The following is an 8,614-nucleotide window of genomic DNA, read 5'->3' on the forward strand; positions in this document are numbered from 1 at the left end:
CGACGCTCTTCCGATCTAGGCCGCGCGCGGGTGCCTCGGGGCGGGGTCGCCGCTCGGGCATGTCCATCGGGTCGAGGATGGCGGCGGCGAGGGTCAGTGCCCGCAGTCCGTCGGCCAGGGCGTGGTGGAACTTGAACAGCACGGCGAAGGAGGCACCGTCCTCGCCGGGCAGCACATGCGCTTCCCACGGGGGCCGGCCGCGCTCCAGGGGGCGTTCCATGAGCCGGCCCGCGACCTCCTGGAAGTCGGCGGTCGGGGCGTGCAGCCGGACGTGGTGGAGCGGGTCGAAGTCGGGGTCGGCCTCGCGGGTGGCGCTGCCGAAGGACAGGGACAGCGGCTGCCACACGTCCCGGATGCGCATCCGCAGCCCGGGGACGGCGGCGGCACGGGCGGCGAGGAGGTCGGCGGCGTGGGCTCCCGCGGTCGGCGAGTGTGCCGAGAAGACGCCGAGTGCGCCCAGGTGCATCGGGTTCCGGTCGGACTCGATGTTCCAGAACGCCAGGTCGAGAGGAGCGAGCAGGTCGGAAGTCAAAGGCTTGCCTCGCGTCGACTAGGGGTGAGCAAGCAGTGAAGCGCCGACAAGCGATTACGGTCAAGTACGATCAAGCTACGCTCAGTTAACAGCAGATTACATCCAGCCCCGGTCCCACCCCTCTGAGAGGGGTGGGACTCATGAGGCGCCTGAGATCACTTCAGTGCCGGTGGTCCCGCCTGGGGTGACGTACCCCACTCCGACGGGTGCGGGCCGACCGTGAAGTCCAGCGACCGTACGGACCTCAGCAGCCCGGTCGTCAGATAGGTGCGGTCGTACGACGTCCCGTCCGTCCGGGCCGCCTGGATGTAGCGGTCGCCGGCGGAGGTGCCGGGCGCCTTGATGGTCAGGGCGCCGTGCGGGTAGTAGCGGCGGTCCAGGGTCAGGTCGACCCGGTCGAAGACGGGCGTGGACAGGCCCCAGGTGTCGTAGCCGGGCTGGACCGGGAAGATCCCGATCGACGACAGCACGTTCCACGCGGACATCGTGCCGAGGTCGTCGTTGCCGGTCATGCCGGTCGGACCGTCCGTGAACAGGGTCAGCGCGGCATGGACGACGTCGGTCGTCTTCCACGGCTGTCCGGTCGACAGGTAGGTGTAGGGGGCGATCAGGTCGGGCTCGTTCTGCGGGTTGTACTTGTCCGCGTTGTAGTAGTCGTACGGCCCGTTGACCCACACTTCGCGGGCCGTCTTCGCCGGGTCGGCGAGCAACTGGTCGTAGGCGAAGAAGGAGTCGAGCCGGGCGTTGGCCGCCTGCTGACCTCCGATGAGGTCGACCATCCCGGGCAGGTCCTGCGGCACCAGCCACTGGTACTGCCACGACGTGCCCTCGTGGAAGCCCTCGCTCTGGGCCGGGTCGGCAGGACCGACGAAGGCGCCGGAGGCGCCGCGGGCGCGGAAGAAGCCGGTCGAAGGGTCGAAGATGTTCCGGTAGCTCTGGGCGCGGGCGGCATAACGCGCGGCGTCGGCGCCGTGCCCCAGATCGCGGGCCATCTGCGCGAGCATCGCGTCCGAGAGGGCGTACTCCAGGGTGGCCGAGGCCCCGTGGTCGTAATCGGAATCGCCCGGCTTCGCGTGCGGGCGGTCCTTGATGTACGGCGCGAAGCCTTCGGCGATGTACTCCTTGTTGGCTTCCCGCCCGACCGCCGCCGAGTCGGTGGGCGGCACGCCGTCGGCGTTCTGCTGCAACGCCCGGTAGGCGCGCTCCTCGTACCCCTTGAGCAGCCCCTGCTGATAGGCGTTGGTCAGGAACGGTGTGACCGGGTCGCCGGTCATGATGTTCGTCTCGACCGTGCCGTAGCCCCACTTGGGCAGCCAGCCGCTCTCCTCGTCGATCTTGATCACCGAGATCGCCATGTCGCGTGCCTCGCGGGGTGCGAGGAGGGCGAGGAGCTGGGACTGGGTGCGGTAGGTGTCCCACAGGGACCAGTTCTGGTAATACGTGAAGTCCCTTGCGCGGTGGATCTGTTGGTCCCAGCCGGTGTAGCGGCCGTCGGCGTCGCTGCCGATGTTCGGTGCGAGGAAGGACCGGTACAGGGACGAATAGAAAGTCCGGCGCAGAGCATCGGAACCGCCCTGTGTGCGGACGTCGTCGAGCCGGTCCTCCCAGGCCCGTTGGGCCCGGTGGCGTACGGCGTCGAAGGAACTCCCGCCCTCCGCGCGGAGGTTGACGGCCGCGCCGTGCGCGTCGACGTACGAGAGGGCCGTGGTCGCCTCGACCGTACGGTCCTTGCTCGTGTCGAAGCGGACGTACGCGCCACCGCTCCCGCTCCTCGAACCGGCCGTCACCGTCGAGCCGTTCCAGGTGCCGTAGGTGGTGAACGGCCGGTCGAAACGGGTGATCGTGTAGACGGTGTAGGGCTTGGTGTCCTGGCAGAAACCGCGGCCGGTGATGGTGGTGCGCACGGTGCGGTTGTCGAGGACGTCGACCTTCGAGGAGACCCCGGAGTGCAGCGACTGGGCCGCGTTGAGCAGGACGTTGGCCTTGTCGGTGGCCGGGAAGGTGTAGCGCTGGACGCCGGTGCGCGCGGTCGCCGTCAGTTCGGCCTCGATGCCTGTTTTCAGGCCGACTTGGTAGTAGCCGGGGCTCGCGTGCTCGTCGTCGTGGCCGAACTCGGCCGCGTACTGGGCGTAGTCAGTCTGCGTCACGTCGCCGGTCGTGGGCAGTACGGGCAGGTCGCCGCCGAGTCCGCAGCCGACGCCGGAGAGGTGCACGAGGGAGAAGCCGCGGATGTGGTTCTGGGAGTAGTCGTATCCGGTGTTGTGGCCGGTGTCCGGCGAGAACTGCACCATGCCGAAGGGCACGGCGGCGCCGGGGTAGGTGTTGCCGTCGTTCTCGGTACCGATGAACGGGTTGACCAGGTCGGTGAGCCGACCGTCGGCAGAGGCTTCGGCCGTGGCGGGGACGGCGAACAGCGCGGACGCCGCCACCGCCCCCGCCACGCACAGGCGCAGGCGCCTGGTCCATCTCATGGGTCCTCCAAGGGAGTTCAGGTGGTGGGGCACCCTGCGGGGGCCGCCTGCGAGGCGTCACGGATCAGGGCCTGTTGAGCGGCCTTCACCCGCTGCGCGTCGGGCTTCAGCACCCGCCGGTCGTACGTCATGAGCCCGTTCAACTCGCCCTCGACGTCGGATATCTGGGTGTAGACCGCGCCGTTGCTCCCCTGACAGGTCAGGGCGTGCACCTCGGCGAGCTTGGCGAGGTAGTCGTCGGTGTAGGCGGCCGGGTCGACGTCGACGTACGACTGCTGGACCGACCAGGCGTGTCCCGGCACCGCGAGCCCGAGACCGCCGTACTCGCCGCTGACCAGGGCGCGTTGACCGTCCGGGTGGGGTGGCAGGGCGGGGCTGGGATAGCCGTGTTCGTCGATGATGTCGCCGGTACCGCCGTCCACGCCGAGGTTGATGCCGGACATGCTGTTGACGAGCCGAGTCGGGTCCCAGGCCTTCGCCTGATCGGCGATGCGGGCCTCGTCGTACTGGCCCCAACCCTCGTTGAACGTCACCCACATGACGATCGACGGGCTGCTGATGTGCTGGTCGATCATCTGCTTCAGCTCGCGCTCGTACTCGGCGCGGGCGGCGGGCGACGGGTTCACCCCGGCGGTCATCGCGGGCATGTCCTGCCACACCATGAGGCCGAGCCGGTCGGCCCAGTAGAACCAGCGGTCGGGCTCCACCTTGATGTGCTTGCGCACGGCGTTGAAGCCCAACTCCTTGTGGACCTTGAGGTCATGGGCGAGTGCCTCGTCGGTCGGCGCGGTGTAGAGGCCGTCGGGCCAGAAGCCCTGGTCGAGGGTGGCCATCATGAAGATGGGCTTGCCGTTGAGGACCGTGCGCGGGACGCCGTTGACCTTCTCGACGGCCATCGAGCGCATGCCGAAGTAGCTGCCGACGCGGTCCTTGCCGACGGTGACCTTCAGGTCGTAGAGGAACGGGTTGTCGGGTGACCAGAGTTGGGGGTTCGTGATGGTGAGGGTCAGTGGGCCGCCGGTGCGGCCGTGTGCTGTCGCGACCTCCCGTTTTCCGTCGTACGCCGTCGCCGTGATCGGTACGCCGTCCCGAACTCCCTGCGCTTCGACGGCGAGTTGGCTCTTGGCGACGTCCGGGGTGAGCTTGAGGGAGTCGACGTGGTCGGGGGCGACCGGTTCCATCCAGACCGTCTGCCAGATGCCCGAGGTGGGGGTGTACCAGATGCCGCTCGGGTCGAGGCGCTGCTTGCCGATCGGGGGGTTCTCGCCGCTCGCCGCGTCGGTGGGGTCGTAGACGCCGACGATCAGTTCCTGGGTGCGGCCGGGCTTCAGTGCGTCGGTGACGTCGGCGCCGAACTTGTCGTAGCCGCCCTGGTGTTCGGTGACCTTCGTGCCGTTGACGTAGACCTCGGCCCGCCAGTCGACGGCACCGAAGTTGAGCATCAGCCGCTTGCCCGAGCCGATCTTCCAGTCGGCGGGGACGGTGAAGGTGCGCCGGTACCACATGCGGTCCTCGTGCCGTTCGAGGCCGGAGAGCTGGGACTCGACGGGGTACGGGACGAGGATGTGCTCGGCGAGCGTCCGGCCGATGGGCGGGGACTCGCCCGCTGTGGCCGCCGCGAACTGCCAACTGCCGTTGAGGTTGCGCCAGTCGGTGCGGGTGAGCTGGGGGCGCGGGTACTCGGGGAGCGCGTTGTGCGGGCCCACCTGGTCGGCCCACTGGGTGCGCAGTTCGTGGGTGGAGTGGTTGGGGCCGGTGCTCCAGAACGCGTTGATAACGTTGCCATCGGCCGCGGTGAGGCCGCCGTCGCCGTCGTAGCGGATGTCGGCGGTGCCGGATGCGGTGCCCGTCTTGTTGCCCACGACGGGTTCGGTGAGGGGGACGATCAGGGTTCGCGGGTCCGCCGGGTCCAACTGAGCCGTCCCCAAGGGCCACTTGGCGCCGCCGATCACCGCTTCGAGGTGGTCGGTGAGGTCGGCCGGGGGTGCGGCGAGGGGCTGGGCGAAGTCGAGTTCCAGGGTGCGGCCGGTGCTGGTGACCGTGGTGGCGAGGGCGCCGTCGTAGTCGTAGCCGTCGGGGAGGCGGAAGGCCGACCGCGGGACGGGGACCTTGGTGCCGCCGGGTTCGGTCCAGCGGAGGTGGAGGTTGGAGCCGCCGTAGTGCTCGAAGTACTCGACCTTGATGTCGTAGGCCGTGCCGGCGGTCAAGTCGATGGGTGCGGCGGTCTGTTCGTGGTCCCAGTCGTCGACCCAGTGGTCGATGGCGAGCTGTCCGTCGATCCAGAGGCGGAAGCCGTTGTCTCCGATGATCGAGAAGGTGTGGGGGCCGGACCTCGTCGGCACGATCTTGCCGGTCCAGCGGACGCTGACGTCGTCGGACTGTCCGGTGGTGAAGGCGAGCCGGGGTTCGAGGTTGTCGAAGTCGAGGTTCGGGTCGACGCCGGTGGCCTTGAGGTCGGCGAAGTCGAAGGCGCCGGGGGCGGACTGGGTGTAGTACTCGCCCTTCAGGCCGTGGATCTCGACGGGGTCGTCGGCGGCGGCGCTCGCGGTGGGGACGGCGGCCAGTGCGGCGATGCCGAGTGCCAGCGCGAGCAGTAACGCGAGTCGTTCTCTGAGACGTCTGATGCGCACGGAACCTCCATAACAACGTTGTCATGGGCAGCAGTTGGCATGACAACACGGATTCCGCATTCCGTCCAGGGACATGACAAGCCTGCGCCAAGGCGCGGCAAAGCCCCGGTGCGGTCGAAACGCACCGGGGCCTGCTTCGGTACTACGTGACCAGTTGGCCCTTCCCCAGGGCGATGACGCCGCCCTTGGAGACCGTGTACAGGTCGGAGTCGCGCTCCGGGTTGACGCCGATCGTCGCGCCCGGCGGCACCTCGACGTTCTTGTCCAGCACGGCGCCCCGGACCACCGCGCCCCGCCCGATGTGGACGTTGTCGTGCAGGATCGAGCCCTGGACGACCGCTCCCGGGTCGACCACCACGCCCGGGGAGAGCACCGAGCGCGTGACCTGGCCGCGGATGAGGCACCCGGAGCTGATGATCGACTCGCTGGCCATGCCGCCGGCGTTGAAGCGGGCCGGGGAGAGCTGGCCGGAGTGGGTGTAGATGGGCCAGTTGCGGTTGTAGAGGTTGAAGGCGGGGCGCTCGGCGATGAGGTCCATGTGTGCGTCGTAGTACGCGTCCAGGGTGCCGACGTCACGCCAGTAGCCCTGGTCGCGGGTGGTCTCGCCGGGGACGTGGTTGGCGCTGAAGTCGTACAGCGCGGCCTCGCCCCGGTCGGTGAGCGCGGGCAGGATCGAGCCGCCCATGTCGTGCACCGAACCGATGTCCTCCGCGTCCCGCTGGAGGGCCTCTATCAGCGTCTTGGTGGTGAAGATGTAGTTGCCCATCGAGGCGTAGACGCACTCCGGGTCGTCGACCAGACCCGGCGGGTCGGCGGGCTTCTCCAGGAAGCGCTCGACCGTCTGGCCGTCCGAGCCCGGGGTGATCACGCCGAACTGCGAGGACTCCGCGCGCGGGACGCGGATTCCGGCCACAGTGACGCCCGCGCCGCTGTCGATGTGCTGGGCGAGCATCTGCCGGGGGTCCATGCGGTAGACGTGGTCGGCGCCGAAGACCGCGACGTACTCGGGGCGCTCGTCGTAGATCAGGTTCAGCGACTGCAGGATCGCGTCCGCGCTGCCGAGATACCAGCGCGGCCCCAGCCGCTGCTGGGCCGGCACCGGGGTCACATAGTTGCCCAGCAGGCTGGACATCCGCCAGGTCGTGGTGATGTGGCGGTCCAGCGAATGCGACTTGTACTGCGTGAGGACGCAGATGCGCAGGATGTCCGCGTTCACGAGATTGGACAGCACGAAGTCCACTAGGCGGTACGTACCGCCGAAGGTGACCGCGGGTTTGGCCCGGTCGGCGGTCAAGGGCATCAGCCGCTTGCCCTCACCGCCCGCCAGTACGATCCCGAGCACCGAAGGTCCGCCACGACGCATGGCCGCTCCCCTCACCCTGGTTGACCCCAGCCTGCCCCTGAGCAGCGCACACTAAGCCTGTTTGAGGATCTCCTCGTAGAGCCGCGCGGTGCGCAGCGCCACGGCGTCCCAGCCGAACTCGCCCACCGCGCGCTTCCGCCCCGCCTCGCCCATGCGCTTCGCAGTCTCGGGGTCGGCGAGCACCGAGTCGAGGGCCGACGCCAGGTTCTCCTCGAAGTTTTCCTCGATGGACACCAGCAGGCCGGTCTCGCCGTCCGCCACCACCTCGGGGATGCCCCCGACCCGGGAGGCGACCACGGCCGTACCGCAGGCCATCGCCTCCAGGTTGACGATCCCCAGGGGCTCGTACACCGAGGGACAGGCGAAGACGGTGGCGTGGGTGAGGAGCTGGATGACCTCCGGGCGGGGCAGCATCTGGGGGATCCAGTGCACGCCCTCGCGGACCCGGCTCAGCTCCTCGAAGAGCTCGCGGAACTCCCGGTCGATCTCCGGGGTGTCGGGCGCGCCCGCGCACAGCACGACCTGTGCGGCCGGGTCGAGGTCACGCACCGCGCGCAGCAGATGGGGCACGCCCTTCTGGCGGGTGATGCGGCCGACGAACAGGACGTAGGGGCGGTCGGGGTCGATGCCCAGCCGGGTAAGGACGTCGGTGCCGTGGTCGGGCCGGTAGAGCGTGGTGTCGATGCCGTTGTGGATGACCCGCACCGTGGCGGGGTCCAGCGACGGGTAGCAGGCGAGGATGTCCTCGCGCATGGCTCCCGATACGGCGACCACGGCGTCCGCGGCCTCGATCGCGGTGCGCTCGGCCCAGCTGGAGAGGGCGTATCCGCCGCCGAGCTGCTCGGCCTTCCAGGGGCGCAGCGGCTCCAGGGAGTGGGCGGTCATCACGTGCGGGACGCCGTAGAGGAGCTTGGCGAAGTGGCCGGCGAGGTTGGCGTACCAGGTGTGGGAGTGGACGAGTTCGCGGCCTTCGAGGGCGGCGGCCATGGAGAGGTCCACGGAGAAGGTGCGCAGGGCGTCGTTGGCGCCGTCCAGGGTCGGCCAGGAGCGGTGGCGTACGACGCCCTCCGTGCGGCCCTCGCCCCAGCAGTGCACGTCCAGGTCGACCAGGGGCCTCAACTCCCGGGCCAGGAACTCCACATGGACGCCCGCGCCGCCGTACACATCCGGCGGGTACTCCCGGGTCAGCAGTCCCACTCGCACCCGTAACCCCTTGTTCTCGGCGGCTGATTGCACTCATGGTCACCCAGAAGCGGCTTTCGCGGAAGAGCCGGGCGGCTGTGTGAAGCAGCAGTCCCCGCAGACCCCGCCGCCGGGGACCCGGTAGTAGAGGCAGCAGCTGCGGCGCCGGAAGGCGGTTCCGGTGAGGGTTCCGGTGTCGGCGAGGAGGGGGTGGGCGAGGAGTTCCGCCGTGAGGGCACGCGCGTGCGTGGCCACTTCCGTACGGTCACGCGCGCGTGCCCACCGGTCGAGTTCGCGGGCAGCGCCCGCCAGCGCGGAGGCGGCGTTGCCCCGGAGCAGGCCGGCGGACATGCGGTGGTGGGCGACCAGGGCGGCGTTCAGCGGTTCGAGGTGGCCCAGGAGCACGGTGTCCGCGAGGGTGGCGGCGTCGCCGGGC

Annotated in this window: 6 protein-coding genes; all 6 read right to left on the minus strand. The window is 69.5% G+C overall.

From position 1 onward, the window contains the following. Nucleotides 1-532: wax ester/triacylglycerol synthase domain-containing protein (locus tag R6V09_RS39430; protein ID WP_317886292.1), on the minus strand; the 532-nt coding region annotated here is incomplete at its 3' end. A gap of 155 nt (nucleotides 533-687) precedes the next feature. Continuing rightward, entirely contained in the window at nucleotides 688-3,003 is a 2,316-nt protein-coding gene (locus R6V09_RS39435; protein WP_317886293.1) for a GH92 family glycosyl hydrolase, read from the minus strand. A 17-nt stretch (nucleotides 3,004-3,020) separates the two neighbouring features. After that, a complete protein-coding gene (locus R6V09_RS39440) occupies nucleotides 3,021-5,633 on the minus strand; it encodes a PA14 domain-containing protein (protein WP_317886294.1) in 2,613 nt (870 codons plus the stop codon). Nucleotides 5,634-5,775: 142 nt separating this feature from the next. Next, nucleotides 5,776-6,996: a glucose-1-phosphate adenylyltransferase gene (gene glgC / locus R6V09_RS39445; RefSeq protein WP_317886295.1), complete on the minus strand. Its 1,221-nt coding sequence runs from the start codon at nucleotides 6,994-6,996 to the stop codon at nucleotides 5,776-5,778. 51 nt (nucleotides 6,997-7,047) lie between these two features. Continuing rightward, complete coding sequence (glgA, locus tag R6V09_RS39450; RefSeq protein WP_317886296.1) at nucleotides 7,048-8,199, minus strand: glycogen synthase; 1,152 nt, start codon at nucleotides 8,197-8,199, stop codon at nucleotides 7,048-7,050. Nucleotides 8,200-8,238: 39 nt separating this feature from the next. Then, the coding region (locus R6V09_RS39455; RefSeq protein ID WP_317886297.1) for a (2Fe-2S)-binding protein at nucleotides 8,239-8,614 on the minus strand (376 nt) is incomplete at its 5' end.

It is taken from the genome of Streptomyces sp. W16 (genome assembly GCF_033194735.1).
In the GTDB taxonomy this organism is placed as follows: domain Bacteria; phylum Actinomycetota; class Actinomycetes; order Streptomycetales; family Streptomycetaceae; genus Streptomyces.